Origin of the sequence: Streptomyces sp. A1136 (genome assembly GCF_004795055.1) — a bacterium.
Classification (GTDB): domain Bacteria; phylum Actinomycetota; class Actinomycetes; order Streptomycetales; family Streptomycetaceae; genus Streptomyces.
Genome location: NZ_SSBJ01000004.1, coordinates 13,991 through 33,847, shown reverse-complemented (window position 1 = coordinate 33,847; position 19,857 = coordinate 13,991). Strand labels below are relative to the sequence as shown.

14 protein-coding genes and 1 pseudogene are annotated in these 19,857 nt (G+C 71.3%); 7 read left to right on the top strand and 8 right to left on the bottom strand.

The genetic code is table 11. The features are described 5' to 3' along the window. Nucleotides 1–23: 23 nt before the first annotated feature. Genes E6R62_RS04955 through E6R62_RS04935 form a run of 5 tightly spaced genes read right to left on the bottom strand, consistent with a single transcriptional unit; the run spans nt 24 to nt 7,561 of the window. On the bottom strand, nt 24–2,669 hold the full coding sequence (locus E6R62_RS04955; protein WP_240801480.1) for an acyl-CoA reductase: 2,646 nt from the start codon (nt 2,667–2,669) through the stop codon (nt 24–26). Beyond that, on the bottom strand, nt 2,666–3,814 hold the full coding sequence (locus E6R62_RS04950; RefSeq protein ID WP_136211755.1) for an acyl-protein synthase: 1,149 nt from the start codon (nt 3,812–3,814) through the stop codon (nt 2,666–2,668). Before E6R62_RS04950 ends, E6R62_RS04955 begins: the two co-directional genes overlap by 4 nt. Continuing rightward, nucleotides 3,811–4,956 (bottom strand): GNAT family N-acetyltransferase, encoded by a 1,146-nt coding sequence (locus tag E6R62_RS04945; RefSeq protein ID WP_240801479.1) that lies wholly within the window; start codon nt 4,954–4,956, stop codon nt 3,811–3,813. The genes E6R62_RS04950 and E6R62_RS04945 overlap by 4 nt, the downstream gene beginning before the upstream one ends. Then, complete coding sequence (locus tag E6R62_RS04940; protein WP_136211753.1) at nt 4,953–6,257, bottom strand: MFS transporter; 1,305 nt, start codon at nt 6,255–6,257, stop codon at nt 4,953–4,955. The genes E6R62_RS04945 and E6R62_RS04940 overlap by 4 nt, the downstream gene beginning before the upstream one ends. Next, on the bottom strand, nt 6,254–7,561 hold the full coding sequence (locus E6R62_RS04935; RefSeq protein ID WP_136211751.1) for a phenylacetate--CoA ligase family protein: 1,308 nt from the start codon (nt 7,559–7,561) through the stop codon (nt 6,254–6,256). Before E6R62_RS04935 ends, E6R62_RS04940 begins: the two co-directional genes overlap by 4 nt. Nucleotides 7,562–8,045: 484 nt before the next feature. Here E6R62_RS04935 and E6R62_RS04930 point away from each other — a divergent pair, with 484 nt between their 5' ends. Continuing rightward, on the top strand, nt 8,046–10,154 hold the full coding sequence (locus tag E6R62_RS04930; RefSeq protein WP_136211749.1) for a SpoIIE family protein phosphatase: 2,109 nt from the start codon (nt 8,046–8,048) through the stop codon (nt 10,152–10,154). A gap of 162 nt (nt 10,155–10,316) precedes the next feature. Here E6R62_RS04930 and E6R62_RS39365 read toward each other — a convergent pair whose 3' ends face one another. After that, complete coding sequence (locus tag E6R62_RS39365; protein WP_168713964.1) at nt 10,317–10,472, bottom strand: DUF6131 family protein; 156 nt, start codon at nt 10,470–10,472, stop codon at nt 10,317–10,319. 428 nt (nt 10,473–10,900) lie between these two features. Here E6R62_RS39365 and rph point away from each other — a divergent pair, with 428 nt between their 5' ends. The 5 genes and pseudogenes from rph to E6R62_RS04905 all read left to right on the top strand — a co-directional run bounded on the left by rph (nt 10,901) and on the right by E6R62_RS04905 (nt 15,726). Next, a complete protein-coding gene (gene rph / locus E6R62_RS04925; protein WP_136212176.1) occupies nt 10,901–13,495 on the top strand; it encodes a rifamycin-inactivating phosphotransferase in 2,595 nt (864 codons plus the stop codon). Between the two features lie 124 nt (nt 13,496–13,619). Further along, nucleotides 13,620–13,793 carry a CsbD family protein gene (locus E6R62_RS04920; protein ID WP_136211747.1) on the top strand — a complete coding sequence of 58 codons (174 nt, stop codon included), beginning with the start codon at nt 13,620–13,622 and terminating at the stop codon, nt 13,791–13,793. An 86-nt stretch (nt 13,794–13,879) separates the two neighbouring features. Continuing rightward, a pseudogene (locus tag E6R62_RS04915) lies at nt 13,880–14,170 on the top strand (hypothetical protein); the annotation flags it as partial. 63 nt (nt 14,171–14,233) lie between these two features. Beyond that, a complete protein-coding gene (locus E6R62_RS04910) occupies nt 14,234–14,956 on the top strand; it encodes a VOC family protein (protein ID WP_136211745.1) in 723 nt (240 codons plus the stop codon). A 413-nt stretch (nt 14,957–15,369) separates the two neighbouring features. Then, nucleotides 15,370–15,726 carry a transglycosylase family protein gene (locus tag E6R62_RS04905; protein ID WP_136211744.1) on the top strand — a complete coding sequence of 119 codons (357 nt, stop codon included), beginning with the start codon at nt 15,370–15,372 and terminating at the stop codon, nt 15,724–15,726. 112 nt (nt 15,727–15,838) lie between these two features. On the opposite strand, the gene E6R62_RS04900 is transcribed toward E6R62_RS04905, so the two are convergent. Beyond that, complete coding sequence (locus E6R62_RS04900; protein WP_240801478.1) at nt 15,839–17,467, bottom strand: putative glycoside hydrolase; 1,629 nt, start codon at nt 17,465–17,467, stop codon at nt 15,839–15,841. Between the two features lie 211 nt (nt 17,468–17,678). Between E6R62_RS04900 and E6R62_RS04895 the strand changes: the two genes are divergently transcribed. Beyond that, nucleotides 17,679–18,689 carry a polysaccharide deacetylase family protein gene (locus tag E6R62_RS04895; RefSeq protein WP_136211742.1) on the top strand — a complete coding sequence of 337 codons (1,011 nt, stop codon included), beginning with the start codon at nt 17,679–17,681 and terminating at the stop codon, nt 18,687–18,689. 52 nt (nt 18,690–18,741) lie between these two features. Here E6R62_RS04895 and E6R62_RS04890 read toward each other — a convergent pair whose 3' ends face one another. Beyond that, complete coding sequence (locus E6R62_RS04890) at nt 18,742–19,710, bottom strand: hypothetical protein (RefSeq protein ID WP_136211740.1); 969 nt, start codon at nt 19,708–19,710, stop codon at nt 18,742–18,744. Nucleotides 19,711–19,857: the final 147 nt, after the last annotated feature.

The following is a 19,857-nucleotide window of genomic DNA, read 5'->3' as shown; positions in this document are numbered from 1 at the left end:
AAGGGGCCGGACGGGGCGGCGGCCTAGCGGCGCCCGTCCACCACCGCGAGGAGCTTGCCGCTGGTCGGGCTGCGGTCCAGCGAGGCACCGTCGACCGCCTCGACCACCAGGTCCAGCAGCCGCTCCGTCACCGCCGAGCGGAGCTCCGGGTAGCCGGCCAGGAACGTCTCGCGCAGCATCTGCGGGTCCGTCGCCCCGCCGCGCTCCACCCGTACGGTCAGCCGCTCGCGCGTCTCCGCGGCGTCGAGCCGGATCTGCAGCTCGCCGCGGTGGCCCCCGTCCTCGGCCAGGTCCAGGAAGCGGCCGTGATTGAGGAAGTACGTCGCCACCCGCATCACGTCACCGGTGCGCCCCCGCAGCTCGAAGCGCGGCGCGTGCCGGCCGCAGGCGCACCGGCCGGCGACCTGACGGCCGAGGTCCCCGATCACGTACCGGCCCAGGTGCTGGCCGCGCCGCGCGTGCGTGGTGAAGACCAGCCGACCCGTCTCGCCCGGGGCCACCGGCCGGTCCTCGGTCAGATCCAGGATCTCCATCGTGTGGAGGTCGGCGTGCAGGTGGTGGACGCCGCCGGAGCTCTCGGTGCACTGGTAGCCCAGCGGCCCGAGGTCGGTGCTGCCGTAGGTGATCGAGCGTATGACCTCTATGCCGAACGTGGCCTTCAGAGTGCGTTGTTGCTCCCGCGTGAAGTGCTCGCCACCGTAGAAGATCTTGCGCAGGCCCCCGTACGCGCGCAGCGCGTCGGCCTCGGCGTGGAGCAGTTGCCAGAGGTATGAGGGCATTCCGAAGAGGGTGTCGGCCCCGAGGTCGATGAGGGCCCGGGCCGTCGCCCGGTGGTCGGGCCCCGCGGACATCGGCAGCTGTACGCCGCCGAGCCGCTCCAGCACGGAGAAGAAGCTGATGAAGCTGCCGTACATCGAGCCGCAGTAGAAGAGGTTGGCCGTGCGGTCCCCGACCGGGTCGTAGCCCGCCGCGAGCAGGCCGCGGGCGGCGGCGTGCATCTGGGTGTCGTAGTCGTCGTAGCTGAAGATCGACAGCGCCGGGGCGCCGGTGCTGCCGCCGCTGCGGAAGTACAGCTCGGCGTCGTCGCGGGTGACGTGCCGGTTCCGTTCCTGCACGTCCTCCTTGCCCAGCAGCGGGCCCGAGGGCAGTGGCAGCACCACGGGCCCGGCCAGGTCGTCCAGGCAGGCGGTTGTGGCGAAACGGGCCGGGTCGGCCTGGACGGCGACGCGACGGCTGTAGCGCTGGAGCGCGTAGACGCCGTCGTGCGGCTCGCCCGCGTAGCTGTCCAGCATGGCGCCGACCGGCGTGACACGGGTCGCGCCGGCGGCCAGGAGGGTGCGGGAGAGTTCGGCCGTGTCGGTCGCGCTGCCGGCCAGGCCCGCCGTCTGCAGGTAGCGGCGCATCGGGCGCAGGGTGGCGATCAACGACCTCCGGGCGAGGGGTTTGACCCACACGCTGCGACTCAGCGGCGAGGCGGTGAGCGGGGACCGGGTGTCCGCCATGACCCGCCACGAACCGTCGGGCGCGGCGAACACGCGGGTCAGACCGAGGTGTTCCTCCAGTCGGGCCACCAGTTCGGTGGTGGTCAGCTCGGCCTCCTCGGCGGGATTCGGCCCCTCCGTGGAAGCGGGGAGGACGGCCGGCGGCCGGGCCGCGAGGACGGCGGCGAAACGCTCGGCGAAGGCGAAGACCTCGCCCTCGTCCTCGGTGTCGAGGTACACCACCTGAGGGCTGGAACACGCCTGCTGCTCGTGGAGGCACACATCGTGCGCGAGTGCATCGAGCGTGCCCGCATCCGACCAGGCGTCGCCGGTCAGGTAGGCGAAGGAGATCCGGTGGCCCCACTCCACCAGCCGGCAGCCGGCCGGCACGTGGGCCCTGACACCCTCGACGGCGCCTTCCCCGCCCCATACGGCGACGGCGTCCGCGGGTGCGCACATCAACCGCAGCCACTCCTGCCGGGAGGACGGGAAGCGCAGCACGATGACCCTCGCGGCCAGCGCACCCGTGGGGTCCTGGGCCGCGAGTTCGGCCATCAGGTCCCGGCACAGGAGGGTGTCGCCGCTGCTGGTCTTGAGGATGTTGACGTTTCCGGCGAGCAGCCCCTCGACGATGCTGAGCGGCGCGACCGTCGCGGCGTTGCCCGGGGCGATGTGGGCGACCAGGCCCACGGGCGCCCACGCCTCGTAGACCGTCTCGCGCGGATCGGGCCGGTTCAGCCGGCCGGGAGTCGGGCTGCCGAGCTCGCGGCGCAGTTTGCGGGTGAGCTCCCGCCGGCCGAGGAGGTGGCCGAGCTCGCCCAGGACGGCCGGGTCCTCCCCCTCGGGCAGGTGCGCGGCGAGCCGGACGCGTACGGGGTGCACGGGATCGCGCAAGGCCGTGGCGAGGGCGTCGCAGGCGGCCAGCACGGTCTCGGTCTCCAGCACCGTGGCCAGCGCGGTCTCGACGACGGCCGGCAGATCGGCGAGCCGGCGCCCCGCCTCCTCGTCCCCGATGAAGGCGCCCTGCCAGTAGTGGTGCGCCGGCCGGTCGCCGGGCCGGTGGGCCGGGGCCACGGCGCCGGGGCCGCCTTCCGTCCCCGACACGGTCATCGTCGCGGTCTCGGTCTCGGTTTCGGATTCGGATTCGGACACCGCTTCGGCCTCTGTCTCGGTAACGATCTCGGTCACGCCATTCCCTTCATCAGTTCGGCCGCGGCCACCGCACAGCTGCGGTTGCGGCTCACTCCGGCACGGCCGTGGACGGTGAACCACGGGGTCCCCACGTCGCACCCGCACGCCTCGCCCGGCCAAAGGGAAGCGAGGTCGCCCATGACCACGCTCTGCGCCGGTACCGAGGTGATGTACGGGGACACCAGGTGCAGGTAGCCCGGCTCCCCGTACGGCAGGGGTTCGAGCGTGCGGGTCGAGCGGATCGTCACCCGGGACCAGACGGGCGCGTGCAGCCGGTGGTGGTCGCACTCGACGTACGGGACGCAGTGCTCGACCGACCCGAACGTGTCCCGGATCCGTTCCCCCGGGATGCCGAGTTGCTCGGTGACGCGGGCGTACAGCTCCTCCTTGCCGATGCGCCGGTCGGCGTGCCCCTTCCAGCCGCCGCCGAGGACGACGAGGGAACCCGCGGGCAGGCGCAGCGGAGGCAGCCCCATGGCCCGCATGCGTTCCAGGGTGAAGAAGAGGAAGGCCGGGAAGCCGAGGATGCGGACCGGGGCGTCCTCCCCTTCGAAGCGGCGCAGCGCGGCGATGCATCCGAAGGGGTCGAACTCGTGGTCGCCGCCCGTGTGGCGCAGCGCGTACTCGACACTGCGCGCCGGGGCGAAGTCGCACAGGTAGTTGTCGGTGAAGGCGGTCCCGAGGTTGAGCGAGGGGGACGGTTCGTAGCTGTACAGCAGGTAGTTGACTTCTTGGTCGGGGGTGATCCAGCCGTTGCGCTCGAAGATCCTGGCGACCATGCGTTGAGCGGAGCGGATCGTCCAGTTGTCGAAGAACATCTGCGACTTCTGGCCGGTGGTACCGGAGGAGGTCAGGTGCAGCTCAACCTCCTCGGGCGCGACGGACAGCACCTCGTGCCGCTTGAAGAAGTTCGCGTGGACGAGCGGGGCACGGTACGGCTCCGTCGGCGGGGTGGCCTCGTACAGGGAACGGAAGAAGGGGGAGCGCTGGGCGTGCCAGGCGTTGATCTCCGCCATGGCGGCGGCGAACAGTTCGTCTTCCGCGGGTCCACAGGCGTACGGGTCGGTCAGGTCGCACAGTTGTTGTACGTGCGGCAGGAGGGCCGGGTCGGGTACCGAAACAGGTGCGAGATGTGGGTTCATGAGGCAACCTCGGGTGATGTGGGCAGGTGGGTCGACGCCCAGGCCGACGCGTAGCAGTCCAGGTAGGGCCGCAGGGGCGGTTCGACGACGACGCCGCGGAAGTCGATCCGCTCGCTGGAACGGGACAGGACGGCGTAGTCGTGGAAGCCGTCGCCGTCCGCGCGCATCGCCGGGTAGAGGGCGCCGGCGACGAAGCCCTGGGCCAGGAACGTCGAGAGGGCCTCGTGGTGGGCGAGCGGTACCAGGGCCTCGACGTACCCGGCGCCGGCGCGGGCCAGGGCCCGGGTGACCGGTTCCAGGTACGCGGCCGCGGCGGCCGGGTCGGGGTGGGCGGTCAGCAGCGAGCAGTAGCCACCGGCGCGGTTGAGGTAGGCGTAGACCTCGAACCGGCCGTCTTCGGGGGTGAGCAGCACGTTCGGGGTGTGCAGCGGGTAGAACCAGCCCTGGGTGTCGGGGAACCGCTCGCGGAAACGGCGGCGGACGAAGGCCGGTGCCTCGATCATCTCCAGCCGCTCGACGGCCTCGGGTGGCGCGGATGTCGCCGGGAGCGGGCCGGCGGCCCGTACCCCGGGGTAGCCGATGCCGAGCGCGGCCTCGGCGGTGCGCAGCAACGGCAGCATCGGGGAGGGGACTTGGGTGACGGGGATGCGACGATCGAGCACACCGGCGGAGTGACGCGCGTAGAGTGCGAGGCTTTCACGGCTGCGGAGATCGACGGCGTTGGGCAGGATACCGAGGGGGCGGAAGCCGTTGCGCGCGACGACCCGCTGCGGTCCGGTGCTGACGGTGCGTACGGTCGCGTACACCGAGTCCAATCGGCCCGTGTCCAGCATCCCGGCGCACAGTGCCTCCGTGAGGGCGGCGGCCAGGCCCGCCGAGCGGTGCGCGGGGTGTACCGCGATGCCTTCCAGCCGGCCGATGCGACTGCCCGCCTCACCGTGGATGGCGGCGGACGCCGTCAGCGCCCCGGTGTCGGGGCAACGGCCGACGAGCCACAGGGAGTGCGGGTCCTCGATGAGCCGGGCCATCTCGGCCGGGTCGGTGCCGAGGGCGACGGGGTAGTGCGGCCCGTAGACGGCGTAGTAGAGCTGGCGCAGTTCCGCGATGTCCGCGCAGGCGGCCGTGGTGATGAGGGGCTTCACCGCTTGCCCGCCGATGTACGGGGTCCGCCGAGCAGGGCCAGCGCGCAGGCGGCGGGGAGCAGGCCCACCCCCTGCGCCAGGCACAGCGTCCGGGGCGAGAGGAAATCACCCGCCAAGCCGAACACCAGGGACGCGACCGGCAGGGAGGCGCCCAACACGGCCTGCATCACGGCGAAGAAGCCGGGCTTGTCCGCCGTCGGCACCAGCCGTTGGAACAGGGCCACGAAGCGGACACTGACGGCCCCGGCACACCAACCGGCCACCCCGAGGCAGCCCGCGATGACCGGGCGGTCGGCGACCAGCCCGGGCAGCGCCAGGGCGAGCGCCATCAGCCCCAGGCAGTAGGCGCCGGCGACCGTGGGACGCCCCGGCACCCGGGCACCGGTGAAGGCGCCGACCAGCGCGCCGGTGCCGAGGGAGGCCTCCAGCAGTGCCACGGTGCCCCCACCGCCCGCCAGGACCGAGCGGGTGTAGAGGGGGATGACGACGAACACGGCGGTGGTGAAGAGGTTGGCCGCGGTGAAGCAGAGCAGGATCGCCCGGACGTAGGGCAGTTCGCCGAGGATGCGGCGGAGCGGGCGCCGCTGGGGCGCGGCCTCCTCGGTGGTCCCGGCCGGCTCCGTGGTCGAAGGGGTCCCGGCGGCAGCTGCGGCGCGAAAACGGACGCCCGCGATGAGGACGGCGGCGCCGAGGTAGGCGACCGCACAGCCGGCGGCCAACCCGGCCACCCCGGCACGGTCGACGATCAGGGCGCCGAGCAGGGCTCCGCCGAGGCCGGCCAGGGACTGGGTGGACAGCTCGAAGCCGGTCGCGGTCTCGATGTCGACGTCGTCGACGAGTTCGGGCACGGACGTGGTCAGACAGGGGTCGAAGAACGCCTGGCAGGTGGCCAGGGCGAGCGCCGCGGCGTACACGGCGACGAGCGGCAGATGCTCGCCCTGCGCGCACACGGCCAGGGCGCCCGCCACGGCGCCGGCAACGGCGGCGCCGGTCCGCAGGACCGAACGGTGCGCGAAGCGGCCGACGGTCGCGGCCACGACTGGAGCCAACACGACGGCGGGCAGCGTGCAGGCCGCCATGAACAGCCCCGAGGCCAGACCGCGGGCGTCCCGCACGGCGTAGGCGACGAGCCACCACGACACGCCGACCTGGAACATGCGCACGGCGGCTTGGGTGAGGACCTGGCCGAGCCACACGGCACCGAAGGTGCGATTGCGCAGGATCAACGGGGCGCGTCGCCCCTCTGCGCCGGCCACGCCGGCGTCCTGCGTCTCGCTCGCGGTCACGGACGTGGCGGTCATGCGGTCGGCCTCTCGTCGAGGACGCGGACCAGCTTGCCCGAGCGCGGATTGACGACCAGGTCGCGGTGGCACGCCCACTCGACCGACATCGGGTGCACGAACCCGGCGCGCACGCTGTCCGGGTACAGCGGCCGTACGGTCTCCAGCTCGGCGACGACGGCCTCGGCCAACGCCTTCCGGCGAGCGGCGACGTCGGAGGCGCCACCGGGGGCGGTCTCGCCGGCTGCCTCGTCACCGGGGGCCGTCGCCAGTCGCAGGACGAGGCCGTCACGGCCGTCCCAGCGGCGGACGACGAGCTGCGTGCCGACCACCTGCCCCGCCGTGTCGGCTTTGGTCACGGCGTCCTGGACGTCCTGGGTGTAGAGGGACACGGGACCCACCCGTACGCCTTCCTCGGCGCGACCGAGAATGCGGAAGTGTCCGGGCCCGGTGCCGGTCCACTCGGCCCGATCCCCCGCGGGATAACGGATGATCGGCATGAGTCGGCGGAACAGGCTGGTGACGACGACCCGGCCGGGCCGCCCCGGTTCGGTGATGGGCTCATCGGTGGAGTCGTCGAGGATCTCGACGACCGAGTACGGAGTGAAGGGCCGGTGCACCCGGGTGTCGGAGCCGGGCACGGGGCGACCGAGGAGACCGGCGTCGACGCTGGCGTATCCGACGGAACGGACCTCGGCGCGCGGGAACGCGGTGGCCAACAGGCGCCGCTGGTCGTCGAAGAGGGCCTCGCCACCGAAGAGCAGCAACTCCACCGCCTCGGGCCGGACACCCGACGAGATGGCCTGTTCGGCGATCCGGCACAGGGTGGTGGGTGTACCCGCCAACACCTGGGCGGCGAGGTCGCGCAGGGTGGGGAGGGTCGACTCCAGGGGTGCGCCGCCGCCGATGGGCAGGCGGACGTTGTCCACGGGCGCGTGGGCGAGCGAGTCGAGGACGAAAAGGAAGCTGGCGTACAGCTCCCCCGCGTAGAAGAGGTCGGCGACGCGGTGCCCCGGGCGCAGGCCCGCGTCCACGAGTCCTTGGCCGAAGGAGGTGACGAACGTGCGCCACTCGTCGCGGGTGTAGACCGAGAACTTCGGCGATCCGGTGGTACCGCCGGTCTTATAGAGCGTGGCTTCGCTGAGCGGTCCGGTCAGCACTCGGCTGTCGGAAAGCGTGTTGGCTGCCCAGAACTCCTGCTGGTCGACCACCGGCAGGTCGGTGAGGCGGTCGACGCGCGTCGGCAGGGGAGCGTAAAGCTCCCGGTAGAACGACGAGTTGTGGCGGGCGAAACGTATGAGGTCCGAAAGTTGCTGCGCGGACATGGGCCTTTGCCTTGTGACGGGAATGGGAGTGAGGGAGGCACCGCAGGGTCGCGACGAGGGAGCGATGGCTCACCTGCGTGATCAACCGGTGTGAACGGGGGCCCCCGGCGCCCCGCTTCCCCGACGCACGCCTAGAACTGACGTGCAGTCACAATCATGAAACATCAGTGCCCTTGTCACCAAATTGGCCAAGGACTTCCGGCCATGGCGGCCATAATCGCCACTATTTCGCGCCCCCTCTCACGCGTCGGACACGAGCCGGCAGGCGCGGCGCCGCACTTTCGGCCCGGCCGCCGTCGTCGGCACCTGCCCGAACGCCACGGCGCCCCGGCCCCTCAAGGCGCGCCGCGGAGCGACCCGGGAGACGATGGGCGTGTGGACGAGGTGTGCTTGCGGACCGCGGTCACGGGTCCGGGAAGCCGGGGTCTTCGCAGACCACGGCCGCGTCGGCGTGCGGCGGCTCGGCACCCGCGGGAGGCGTCGGATGTCTGATCAGACGCCGATCGAGGAACTGGTCAGCGGCGCCGCCCAAGACGCCGGGGGCTGGGTGGGCGCGCTGGCGGTGGCGCAGATGGCGACCGGCTCGGACGGCGCGGTCGTGCGGTGGAGCCACTCCGCACAGGAACTGCTCGGTTACACACCGCCGGAGGTGGTGGGTCGCCACATCGCCGACCTGCTGCATCCCGGTGCGGACCGCGTGCTCGGCCGGGCGCTGTGGGAGACGGCCACCACCGGCCACGGGGTGATGGGTACGGTCACGGCCTGGCACCGCGACGGCCACCCCCTCGAACTGGAGATCTGGGCCTCTCCCCTCCCCGATCGCCGCCAGGGGGCGTCCGCGGTGCTGGTCTTCGCCGCGGACGCCCACGCCGCGCGCCGTATCCGAGGCTCGTCGGCGGTGTGGGACGGGCTGTTCTCCCGCTCCCCCGTCGGTATTGCCGTTTTCGACACGCAGCTGCGGTTCCTCCAGGTCAACGCCGCGCTCGAAGCCATGAACGGGCTGCCGGAGTCCTCGCATCTGGGACGGCGCCTGGCCGAGGTGCTCCCCGAGGTGAACGCGGAGGAGATGGAGACGGCCATGCGGGAGGTCCTGCGAACCGGCGAGCCGGCGCTGGACCGGTACCGGATCGGCCGGACGCCCGCGGATCCGGGACACGACCGGATGTGGTCGTGTTCCTACACGCACGTGCAGGACCCCGCCGGGCGACCGATCGGGGTGATCGCCACGCTCGTCGACATCACCGTCCAGCGACGGGACCACATCGAAGCCGAAGCGGGCCGGCGCCGACTGGCCCTGCTGAACGAGGCGAGCGCCCGCATCGGGGCGAGCCTCGACCTGGAGCGCACCGCCCAGGCGCTCGCGGACCTCACCGTCCCGTACCTGGCCGACGCCGTCACCGTCGACATACTCGAAGCACTCGCCCGAGGTGACGAGCCGGGCGCCGGGCTGTCCGCGGGCGTCGAACTACGGCGCCTCGGCAAGGCTCCGCTGACCGGCTCCGCCGTGACCCGCATCCTCGCGCCCCTCGGCAGAACCCTGAGCTTCCCGGCCACCGCCCCCTACACGCAGGCCCTCGCGGCACGCGGACCGTTCATGATCGCCCACCTCGACGAGCGGTCCATCGCCCCGGCGGCCCGCTACTCGACCGTGCCCGCCCGGCTGCTCGCCGCCGGCGTGCACTCCTTCCTCATGGTCCCCCTGACCGCGCGGGACCTGGTTCTCGGCGTCGCCACGCTCTGCCGTACCCGCCCTGGGAACCCGTTCGGATCGGAGGACGCCGCGCTCGCCGTCGAGCTGGCCACCAGGGCCGCCGTCGGGATCGACAACGCCCGTCTCTACCAGCACGAACACGAGACGGCGGTCGTCCTGCAGCGCAGCATGCTGCCGCAGCACATCACGCCTCCCGCGGGGATCGAGGTGGCGCACCGGTACTTGCCCGCCAGCGACGTGAACGAGGTCGGCGGGGACTGGTACGACGTCCTCTCCCTGCCCGGCGGAAAAGCGGCCCTGCTCATCGGGGACGTCATGGGCCACGGAATCGGCGCCGCAGCCGTCATGGGGCGGTTGTCCGCCAGCGTCCGAACCCTCGGCCGCCTCGACATGCCCCCCATCGAGATCCTCCACCAGCTCGAAGCGACACTGGCCGATCTCGCCGAGCCGATGCTGGCCACCTTCCTCTACGTCCTGTGCGACCCGGCGACCGGCCATTGCGACGTCACCCGCGCGGGCCATCCACCCCCGGCCGTGGTCGAACCCGATGGCACCGCCTACCTGGTCGACACCCCGCCCGGCGTGCCGCTGGGCGTCGGCGGCGTCGACTTCACGACCACCCGCCTCGCCCTCCCGCGCGGCAGTGTGCTGGTCCTCTACACCGACGGACTGGTGGAGGCGCGGGGCAGCGACCTCGATCAACGTCTCGACGTTTTGACCCGCCTGCTCACGGAACCGCGGCAGTCGCTGGACCACCTGTGCGACTCGTTGATCACGCGGCTGGTGCCGGCGTCCGCCGATGACGACATCGCCCTGCTCACGGCCCGTGTCGGACCTGTTCCCGACCGGCTTCCCGAGAGGCCCCCCGGGAGGCCTCTCTAGCGGGACGCCGCGCCGGGACGGCCGTCGATCATTGGAGGTGAGCAGGTTCCTGCTGCGTCACGGCGGCCGTCCCGGCTGTCCTGCGGATACCTCTGATGCCCTCGGCGAGTGCTGGGGACGCCGTGGCACCGATGGCGGCAGGTTCGCGTTCGCGCGCGGACATCAGTAGTAGTGCTTGCGGCCGCCGACGGCGTGCCCGACGGCGCCCAGGATCCAGAGGACGAGTCCGATGACGACGAGGACGATGCCGATCGTCCACAGAATGCTGATGCTCGTCAGGAAGCCGACGATAAGAAGAATGACGCCGAGGACGATCATGGTGTCCTCCCGTTTCGCGGGGTCAGGTTCCAGTTCAGGAGTGCTCCCCCAGCCCGGCACTCCTCTTCCGGACTGCGCATACCCGGAGCCGGCATGATCACCCCCCTGCGGCGCATCCGGTCTCGAACCGGGGAACCAGGGGATCGGTGGCGGGAGCGGAAGGCCGCCGCGCACACCCGCTTCGAGCAGGCGGCAAAAGCAAAGGCAAGGAGAGTTCTCTCTCCTTGCCTCTCCTAACTTATAGCGCACGGGGGGGCTTGCGGCAAGGCCCGGGTCTTGCCGCAGAATCGGCGACCGAGCCCACGACCTGCGGAAACGGGGTCGACGTGTGTCAACAGTCGACCCTTCCCACGGAACTGGAGCTGCCGGTGAATCGATCGACCAGTCAGTGCGGTGCGGCAGAGCACGGCTGTTCCGGAGGTATGGCAATGACCGAGCAGTACGTGTTGGATCTTCATGAGGTTGACGACAGCCAGGTCGGGGCTGTCGGCGGCAAGGGGGCGAACCTGGGCCGGCTGGCCTGTATCGGGGGCCTGAGCGTGCCGGCGGGTTTCTGCGTGACGACGAACGCCTTCCGTCGGGTCATGGCGCAAGCACCGTCGATCGACGATCGGATCGACCGGCTGTCGCGCCTTGAGGCGGACGACCGGGAGGCGATCCGGGTGCTCAGCGCGGAAATCCGCCGCACCATCGAGGAAATCCCCGTCCCGGGGGACCTCGCGGCGCAGATCACGGGCGCGTTCGTCCGCAGCGGCGAGCACGCCGCCTACGCCGTCCGCTCCAGCGCGACGGCGGAGGACCTGCCGACGGCCTCCTTCGCGGGCCAGCAGGACACGTACCTGAACGTCGTCGGGCCGACGGCGATCCTGCGCCACGTCAGCCGGTGCTGGGCCTCGCTGTTCACCGAACGGGCCGTCACCTACCGCGCGCACAACGGCATCGACCACCGCGCGGTGCACATGGCGGTGGTCGTGCAGCAGATGGTCTTCCCGCGCGCCTCCGGCATCCTGTTCACGGCCGACCCGATGACGGGCGACCGGAGGGTCGCCACGGTGGACGCCGGCTTCGGCCTCGGTGAGGCCCTGGTCTCCGGCTTGGTGAACCCCGACGTCTTCAAGGTGCGGGACGACGAAGTCGTCGCCGAGTCGATCGCCACCAAGCGGCTCGCCGTCGAGGCCCTGCCGGGCGGCGGTACGGAAGAAGTGGCGATCGACCCGCGGCGGCAGGGGCAACCGGCGCTGACGAACGCGCAGGTCCTGCGGCTCGTGCGGCTCGGGCGGCGGATCGAGGCGCACTTCGGCCGCCCGCAGGACATCGAATGGTGCCTGGTCGGCGATGACTTCCGAATCGTGCAGAGCCGGCCGATCACGACGCTGTACCCCGTCCCGGAGCGGGATGACGAGGAGAACCACGTCTACGTGTCCGTCGGTCATCAGCAGATGATGACCGACGCCATGAAGCCGCTCGGCCTCTCCATGTGGCGGCTGACGGCCATGGTGCCGATGCACGTCGCCGGGGGGAGACTGTTCGTCGACATCACGCCCCACTTGGCCTCCCCCGCGAGTCGCGCGGGCATGCTGGAGATGGTGGGCAGATCCGATCCGCTGACCAAAGACGCGCTGGAAACGGTCCTGGACCGCGGCGATTTCATCCCGTCACTGCCCGACACGGGGCCCGGCGGACCGCCGGCCCGCGGCGTGCGGGCCCCGATCGAGACAGATCCGGCCATCGTCACCGGACTGATCGAGCGCAGCCAGGCGTCCATCGCCGCCCTGAGGCACGACATCCGGACGAAGACCGGGCCGGCCCTGTTCGACTTCCTGTTGGAGGCCTTCGAGGAGCACAAACGAGTCCTCGGTGATCCGCTGAACCTCCAGGTGATCATGGCGGGGATGGAGGCCACGTGGTGGCTCAATGACAAGCTGTACGAGTGGCTGGGCGAGAAAAACGCCGCCGACACGCTCACGTTGTCCGCTCCCGGGAACATCACTTCGGAGATGGGACTGGAACTCCTCGACGTCGCGGATGTGATCCGCCCGTTTCCGCAGGTCATCGACTTCCTGCGGGTCGCCGAAGACGAGGGCTTCCCGGACGGGCTGGCGAAGGTCACGGGTGGGGCCGAGGCGCGCGACGCCATCGAGGGCTACCTCGACCGGTACGGCATGCGTTGCGTCGGCGAGATCGACATCACCAGGCCGCGCTGGCGTGAGCGCCCCACCTCGCTCATACCGGTGATCCTCGACAACGTCAGGAACTTCGAGCCGGGGGCCGCCGGGCGGCGCTTCGAGCAGGGGCGCCAGAAGGCGCAGAAGAAGGAACAGGACGTGCTGGCACGGCTGCGTGCCCTACCGGACGGGGAGCGGAAGGCCGACGAGGCAAAGGGGATGATCGACCGGGTCCGGACCTTCATCGGGTACCGGGAGTACCCGAAGTACGACATCGTCAGCCGCTACTTCATCTACAAACAGGCCTTGTCTGAGGAGGCCGAGCGCCTCGTGCGGGCCGGTGTCCTGGCCGGGAAGGAGGACGTCTTCTACCTCACGTTCCAGGAGTTCCACGAGGTCGCGCGCTCGAACCGGGTGGACGACCGGCTCATCCGGCAGCGTGAGGAGGCTTTCCGGTCCTACCGCGCGCTCACGCCGCCGCGGGTGCTGACATCGGACGGCGAGTGCGTCACCGGGGCGTACCGGCGCGATGACGTTCCGGCCGGCGCGTTGGTCGGCCTGCCGGTCTCCACGGGGACCGTGGAGGGGCGCGCCCGCGTCGTCCTCGATATCGCGGAGGCCGAACTGGAGGCGGGTGACATCCTGGTCACGGCCCACACGGACCCCAGTTGGTCGCCGCTGTTCGTCGCCATCGCGGGCTTGGTGACGGAGGTGGGCGGTCTGATGACCCATGGCGCGGTGATCGCCCGGGAGTACGGCTTGCCCGCGGTCGTGGGAGTGGAGCACGCCACGCGGCTGATCCGCGACGGGCAGCGCATCCGCCTGCACGGAACCGACGGCTACATCGAAATCCTGTGAGAGCCCGTGGGTGGTCGCCGTCGTTCCCGTCCCCGCAGCGGTCGGCCACTCCGGACGTTTGGATCGCGCAGGGGCGAGCAGAAGGACGGTCACGACCAACCCGGTACTACACGAGGAGGTCCGCATGTCGGGCGAACAGAAGAGCAAGGCCCTTGCCGAGCAGGCCACCGGTAAGGCAAAGGAGGCCCTCGGCCGCATGACCGGCAACGAGCGCATGACCACCGAGGGACGCGCCGACCAGGCCAAGGGCGATGCCCGCCAGGCCAAGGAGAAGACCAAGGACGCCTTCCGTCACTAGGACGCCCAGGCCCCAGCCGGCAGATCCCCCGACCTCTTCCCCCGGTCGGGGGATCTGCCGTATCCGGACCCGTGCGCCTCGCGGGAGGCTTCGCCGCGACGGGGAGCGTGGAGGCCCTGGTGCGCACGCAAGACCTGACCCGGGGGTTCGGGCTTGCCTGGAACCCGCCCGCCGATCTGTGCGCACGGGTGCTCGCCCGGCCGTTTCCGAACGCCCGGGCCGGCACGGAGCCGTGGCTCGCGCCGCTGTGGGCCACCGGGCGCGCCGGGCTCGACGGACTGCCCCGTCTGAGCACGTGGCGCTGGGACGGCACGCCCCCGGGAGCAGGCCGCGCCGCGCCGGAAACCCGGATGCGGGTTCCCCACGGCCGCCCCTAGGCTGCGCCCGCGGGGGAGGTGAAGCTCCGTGTGGGTCGTCGACGGATCGGAGATGCCCGGGGTATGGCCAGTCAACTGTTCGCGATCTGCTTCAACGCCGCCCGACCGTCGGACCTGGCCCGGTTCTGGTCAGGGCTCCTCGGTTGGGAGTCGGTCGACGGCCCGGACGAGGACGTCGTCATCCTGCCGCCTGTTTCCACCGGGTTCCGCATCCGCTTCCTGCCGAGCGACGAGCCGAAGATCGGGCGGAACCGGGCACACTTCGACCTGACGAGCACCGCCCCCGAGAGCCAACGGCAGACCGTGGCCAGGGCTTTGGAACTCGGTGGGAGAAACATCGACGTGGGCCAACTGCCGGAAGAGGGGCACATGGTGCTCGCCGATCCCGAGGGCAACGAGTTCTGCGTGATCGCGGCGGGCAACAAATTCCTTGCCGACACGGGCTTCATCGGAGCGCTGGCCTGTGACGGTACGCAGGAGGTCGGCTACTTCTGGAGCCAGGCGCTGCGGTGGCCGTTGGTCTGGGACCAGGACCAGGAGACGGCGATCCAAGCGCCGGGCGGTGGCACGAAGATCACCTGGGGCGGTCCTCCGGTGGCGCCCAAGTCGGGGGTGAACAGGCTGTACTTGGAGCTGACGATCCCCGCAGACGTCGACTGGGAAGCGGAGGTCGACCGCCTGACCGCGCTGGGTGCGACCCGCACCGACGGCAACCAGGGCGACGGCGCCCGGCTGCTGCTGCTCGACCCAGACGGAAACGAGTTCTCCGTGCGCCGGCAGCGGTAGGGACGAGGTCGATCCACCTGCCGGGGCTTCGGCACCTCGGCCGACGTCGGGGCAAGCGCCTGGGCGGCCAGGACCGGGGACTCGCCCTGCCGGGCGTCCTGACCGGCTGGTTGCTCCTCCTGTGAGCGCTGCTTCCGGTGCTCGCGTACGTCGGACTGCTCGCCGGGCTCGCGCTGCTGACCGACGCCGCGGGCTGAGGGCAGCCGCACGGATTTGCCGGTTCGCCGCACCTCGAATCCGAGGTCTTCCGCCACGGCCGGCGGCGGCGCCGTCCGGGTGGCGTCGCCCGTTCGCCCGCCCCAGACGAGCCGGAATCGACGCGCGGGCGTGTTGTGCTGCCGCCAAGGCCTGACGGCCCGAAGTGGGGCCGGCCGGTTCTCGGGGCCGGTCCACCCGACCGTGAAGGAGGACTGATGTCTCGTTCCCAAGGCAGCCGGCGAACCGGAAGCACCACCTTGGCCCTGCTCTGCGCCGTGCTCCTGTTCTGGGCCTCACCGGCCCATGCGAACACCCACACAGCCGCCTACAACTCCAAACCCGGCGTCGACTGGGACGCGATCGCCCGATGCGAGTCGGGTGGCAACTGGCACGCCAACACCGGCAACGGGCACTACGGCGGTCTGCAGTTCACCCGGTCGAGCTGGAAGGCGGCGGGCGGCCATCGGTTCGCCACCCGGGCCGACCTGGCCACCAAAAGACAGCAGATCGTCACGGCGGAGAGGCTCGCTGCCATGCAGGGCATGGGGGCTTGGAGTTGCGCCCGCCGGTAGGAATCACCACGCTGGATAGCCTCCCGCCGCGCGAAATGCCCGTGGGAGGCGGGGCCGGATGCCCCGCCTCCCACCTGGCCGACGACCGCTCAGACGTGCACAGCCGGCCCGGTCAGTGCGCGGCGATCTGCTGGAGTGCGGCGCCCTGGTAGCGGGCACCGGCGTTCCACAGGATGAAGGAATTCATCTTGTTGTCCGCCGCGGCCTTGATCTGTTCGGCCACCTCGGTCGGCCCGTAGGTGCTGCCCAGCGAGAAGTCCTGGAGCCACGGGACGATTTCGGTCTGCGTGCCCTTCGCCTGACGGGCGAAGTCGGCGAGCGAGCGCTGCACGATCGCGTACGGGGCGGTGTCGGGCTGCGCGACGCCGTACTCCCCCGGCCCCCAGTGGGACGGGTAGACCATCGGTGCGATGTAGTCGGTGACCTTGACCAGGGCCCCGATGTCCTGGGCGATCTCGGTGGGCCGGGTGGCGGCGATGCCGAAGACCGAGACACCGAGGTACTTGGCGTGGGGACGCAGGGCGGTGCGGGTGTCCGCGACGAACGAGGTGATGGACTGCTCGGGCGTGGCGGTACCGATGCCCGGGAACCGCATGTGCGTCAGCGGACCGTCCGGGCGGCGCACGTAGTCGTAGAGGATGTCGTCGAAGCCGAGCCGCGCCGCTTCGACGGCCAGGTCCTGGTTGTACTTGCGGACGGCGGGGTTGGCGAAGTTGGTGAACGACAGGGCGCCGTAGTGGCCGCCCTCGTAGGGCTGTCCACCCGGGGTCAGCACGAGCTGGTCGCTCTTGCCGGACTTCCAGGAGGCGGAGGCGAGCTTGGGGTCTCGGAAGGCCACGATCCGGCCGATGACCTGGGCGCCGGCGGCGTGGATCTCGGCGATCGCCTTGTGGGCGTCGTAGTAGCCCTTGGCCGCGCCGATCTGGCGGGCCAGCGGCACCTGGGACGCGTACCCGACCTCGCCGTCTTCGTCCTTGACGTCCAGCTCGACCGCGTTGAGCTTGCCACTGCGGACCAGCGCGAGGATGTTGCCGCGCAGCGTGTCGTCGCCCCAGCCGATGGCGGTGATGTGCGCGGCACGGATCATGGGGCGACGGCCGCGGGCGGACACGCTCTTGGTGGTGGTGTTCCCGGCGTGGTCGGTCGCGATGACCGTGACGAGGGGTGTGCCCTTGGGCACCGTGGCCTTGAACGCCCCGGACTTGTCGACGGGGACCTTCTTGCCGTTGACGCTCACGTCGGCGTCGGTGGAGGCGTTGCCTGTGATGGTCACGGGGGCGGCGACGTTCTTGATCTCGGGGTCGGCCACCTTCAGCTCGGGGGCGGTGGCGTCCACACTGAAGCCGACTACCTTGCGGTACGAGGCGAAGGGGAGGCTGCTGTCGCCCGTCACCACCAGCGTGTGGCGGCCTTCCTTGAGGTGGGGGAAGGCCAGTTTGAGGCGGGCGCCCTCAGCCGTGACGGGAAGCGCCGCGCCGTCCAGGGTGGCGTGCAGCCGGTCCCTGCCGCCGGCCTCGTCGGCGGCGAGGAAGGCGCTGACCTGTGCGGCTTTACGCCCGTCGAGGACGACGCCGTCGCCCAGGCCCTGGATGGCCGGGCCCGGCGCGAGGAAGGTCCAGGCTCCGACGCCGGCTCCGGCCAGTGCGAGAGCCCCGGTCGTGGCTATCAGGGCGCCCTTGCGGGCCGGGCGGCGCAGACGGAGGGAGGGGACTGAGTTCGATATGCCTTTGCGGGACATCATGACGTCCTTCGTGCCGGGGGCCGGAGTGGGCCGGATGCTGCCTCCATTCATTGCCGCGCGACGCGCCGGTCGCTGCTTTCTGCCCGCATTTCACACGAAAGGCGGCATTCGGGTCCGGCGTGGCGGCTACGCCATGCAGGGGACAGTGCGGTATGCGGCCCCCCGTCGCAGGTAGGTATGGCTCCACACATTCGCCGTGGAGGGGCTTCTCATGCGCCACCCGATCGTCCCGCTCGGCGCCCTGGCCGGCGCCGTCCTGCTCGCCTCCGGCTGTTCCACGGGGTCCTCACCGGCCTCGGGGGAACGCCACGCCGCCGCCCCGCGCGCGGCCGTCAGCCCCGTCGCGGCGAAGGCCCCGGCGGAGGTCGGCGCCAATGAACTCGGCCAGGTGCCGGTACTGATGTACCACCAGCTCACCGAAAAACCGGCGAGCGTCTACGACCGCACACCCGCCGACTTCCGGGCCGAACTGGAGCGTCTCGCCCGGGAGAACTACGCACCGGTGACGGCCCGGGACTTCCAGACGGGCCGCATCGACATCCCGGCCGGCATGCACCCGGTGGTCCTCACGTTCGACGACTCCACCAACAGTCAGGTGCGCCTGAACCCGGACGGCACCCCGGCACCGGACACCGCCGTGGCCATCTTGACGGAGACGGCGAAGAAGCACCCGGCCTTCAAGCCGGTGGCCACCTTCTTCGTCAACGCGGACGCCTTCTCGGCCACGGGTTCCGCCAAGGCCCTGACCTGGTTGAAGGAGCACGGGTACGAAGTCGCCAATCACACCGATCGCCACGAGAACCTGCGCTCCCTGGACCAGGCGGGCGCCACACGGGCGATCTCCGCAGGACAGCAGGCGATCGAGAAGGCCGCGCCCGGGACGCCGGTCACGTCGCTCGCCCTGCCCTTCGGCGCCATGCCCCAGCCCGCAGAGCTCGCCGCGCGGGGCACGGGGTACCACTACGACGGGGTGTACCTGGTCGGGGCCAACCCCTCGGTCTCGCCGTTCGCCAAGGCGTTCACACCCGGCGCGATCCCCAGGATCCGCTCGGCGGGCCCCAAGGACGAGGACGCCGAGTTCGGTTCGTCGCGTTGGCTGGACAAGCTGGCCGCGGGGAAGAATCGTTACGTCTCCGACGGGGACCCGACCACCGTCGCCTTCCCGAGCGCCTCGCGCAACGAGCTGTCGCCGGCCTTCGCGAAGCAGGCCCGGCCCTACTGACGGGTGACGGCGGGGCGTTGCGCGCGCGGCCCCGGGCGGGCGGACGAGCGCGTCAACGCCCCAACGCGTTACGGATCGACAGCCCGTGATGGCGGCGCAGTCGGCGCAACTCCCACCAGGACAGCGCCGTGACCGTGACGGGGGCGCCCAGGATGAAGACCGCCCGGGCGACCGGGGGGACCTGCGGGTAGGCCCCCGTGATCACGTCCATCAGCGCCATTTCCCACACCAGCACACCGGCGAGGACCGGGGGCACCACCTCGTGGATGTCGGCGGTACGGAAGACGTGCACGAGCGACAGACCGATGCCGTAGAGGGCGAAGCAGATCGACCACAGGCACAACACCCCGATGGCGATCTTTCCCGGCAGACCGACGGCGTCCCGGAATCCGGCGAACTCCGGCGCCATCGCCGGCGCGGAGGTCCCCATGGACGCCATGATGGCCACCACCGCACCGAGCGGGCACGCGGCCCGTCGCAGGTAGACGCGCCGCAACCCGACCCGCGCGGCGGCGATGAAGCCGCCGACGACCACGGGGAAGGTACACACCAGCGCCAGGACGCCGGACCAACTCTGGTTGAGGCGTTCGTCCGCGACGGCCTCGACGTCGTGGGCGCTGACGACGGCCCTGTAGGTGACCATCAGGCCCACCCAGGCGAGGAGCCCCAGAGCGGTCCGCCACAGTTGGAGCTTGCGGACCTCCGGATCCTCCACGATCCCGGGCCGCGAGGGCCGGAACGTCCGCTGGGCGGCGTACAAGGGATTGACGATGCCGCGCACGATCTTCCGACCGCGCGACGGCTCGACCGGCGGCGGGGCGACGGGCGGGTGGGTCGGCCCGTACGGATACCCCTGCGGGGGGAGCGGCCGCTCGTACGGATACCCCTGCGGGGGGAGCGGCCGCGCGTACGGGTACCTCTGCGGCGGGGCCGGGGAACCGTGGCCGGCGTATCCCCCCGGAGGGCCGCCACCCGCACCGTCGACCGGGCCCCCGTACCCGCCCCCGCCGTAACCGCTCATGCCGCGCACCCCCGCCGTGTCGCCCTGTCGACCTCCGCATCGTATCGACCACGCCCCCGCGAAACAGACCGCGGACGGTGCGACGAACCGTCATGAACCCCCGTCCGCCCACCGGTGGAGCCGCCCGCCGTCCTCGGTGCGGCCGAA

Bases quoted from the DNA above. Each gene is read 5' to 3' on its own strand.
- E6R62_RS04950 (WP_136211755.1), bottom strand. From the start codon at position 3,814: ATGAACCCACATCTCGCACCTGTTTCGGTACCCGACCCGGCCCTCCTG.
- E6R62_RS04935 (WP_136211751.1), bottom strand. From the start codon at position 7,561: ATGTCCGCGCAGCAACTTTCGGACCTCATACGTTTCGCCCGCCACAAC.
- E6R62_RS04900 (WP_240801478.1), bottom strand. From the start codon at position 17,467: ATGATGTCCCGCAAAGGCATATCGAACTCAGTCCCCTCCCTCCGTCTG.
- E6R62_RS04890 (WP_136211740.1), bottom strand. From the start codon at position 19,710: ATGAGCGGTTACGGCGGGGGCGGGTACGGGGGCCCGGTCGACGGTGCG.
- E6R62_RS04905 (WP_136211744.1), top strand. From the start codon at position 15,370: ATGTCTCGTTCCCAAGGCAGCCGGCGAACCGGAAGCACCACCTTGGCC.
- E6R62_RS04930 (WP_136211749.1), top strand. From the start codon at position 8,046: ATGTCTGATCAGACGCCGATCGAGGAACTGGTCAGCGGCGCCGCCCAA.
- rph (WP_136212176.1), top strand. From the start codon at position 10,901: ATGACCGAGCAGTACGTGTTGGATCTTCATGAGGTTGACGACAGCCAG.
- E6R62_RS04895 (WP_136211742.1), top strand. From the start codon at position 17,679: ATGCGCCACCCGATCGTCCCGCTCGGCGCCCTGGCCGGCGCCGTCCTG.
- E6R62_RS04940 (WP_136211753.1), bottom strand. From the start codon at position 6,257: ATGACCGCCACGTCCGTGACCGCGAGCGAGACGCAGGACGCCGGCGTG.
- E6R62_RS04910 (WP_136211745.1), top strand. From the start codon at position 14,234: ATGGCCAGTCAACTGTTCGCGATCTGCTTCAACGCCGCCCGACCGTCG.
- E6R62_RS04920 (WP_136211747.1), top strand. From the start codon at position 13,620: ATGTCGGGCGAACAGAAGAGCAAGGCCCTTGCCGAGCAGGCCACCGGT.
- E6R62_RS39365 (WP_168713964.1), bottom strand. From the start codon at position 10,472: ATGATCGTCCTCGGCGTCATTCTTCTTATCGTCGGCTTCCTGACGAGC.